Genomic DNA, 875 nt, shown 5'->3' on the forward strand with positions numbered 1-875 from the left:
CGCGCCGCTCGGCGGGCTGCCCGCCGTCGCGCACTTACACCCGACGCTGGTCGCCGCCGAACCCGGCGACGAGGTGGCGCTGCGCCTCACCGCGGCCAGCGACTGCAGCGACGCCACGCTCGACAGCGCCGTGCGCCTGCTGTGCCCGGACGGCTGGTCCGCGACGCCCGCGGCGCTGCCCCTCACCCTGCCCAGCGGTGAGCACCGCGACGCCGACGTGCTGGTGTCCGTCCCGCCCGGCGCACGCCACCCGGACCAGGGCCCACCATTGGCCCGGCCGCACCCGCGGCGGCGGGGCCACCCGGAAGCGCAGGTCGACCGCGCCGGCGGCGGGGAGCACGGCGCCCAGCGCGGCCGGTCCCATCCACTCCCAGGTGCCCCACGGGCTGATCAGGTGCGCCTCCACCGCCAGGGCTGCCCGCGCCGCGGTGCCGACGGTGACGGTCAGGGTCGCGCTTTCACCGGCGGCGAGCGTGACGTCGGCGGGACCGGCGACGAGGTGGATCGGGTCGGCGTCCCGGCACTGCCCGACCGTGACCAGGCACACGTCCTCGACCACCTGCCGCCAGGCGGCCGGCGTCTCGGCCCCGGTGAGGGCGAGCTGCGCCCGGACGGGGTAGAGCCCGGCGGGCGCGCCGGGCGGGACGGACACCAGCACGTCGGCGTCGCGGTGCTCACCGCTGGGCAGGGTGAGGGGCAGCGCCGCGGGCGTCGCGGACCAGCCGTCCGGGCACAGCAGGCGCACGGCGCTGTCGAGCGTGGCGTCGCTGCAGTCGCTGGCCGCGGTGAGGCGCAGCGCCACCTCGTCGCCGGGTTCGGCGGCGACCAGCGTCGGGTGTAAGTGCGCGACGGCGGGCAGCCCGCCGAGCGGCGCG

At 79.0% G+C, this 875-nt stretch carries 2 pseudogenes; one reads left to right on the forward strand and one right to left on the reverse strand.

Annotation, left to right across the window (positions count from 1 at the left end):
• Positions 1-73: 73 nt before the first annotated feature.
• Positions 74-187 (forward strand): annotated as a pseudogene (locus A5714_RS27215) (NEW3 domain-containing protein); the annotation flags it as partial.
• Between the two features lie 45 nt (positions 188-232).
• Here A5714_RS27215 and A5714_RS27220 read toward each other — a convergent pair.
• Positions 233-875 (reverse strand): annotated as a pseudogene (locus A5714_RS27220) (NEW3 domain-containing protein); the annotation flags it as partial.

It is taken from the genome of Mycobacterium sp. E2462, from assembly GCF_001672685.1.
In the GTDB taxonomy this organism is placed as follows: Bacteria; Actinomycetota; Actinomycetes; order Mycobacteriales; family Mycobacteriaceae; genus Mycobacterium.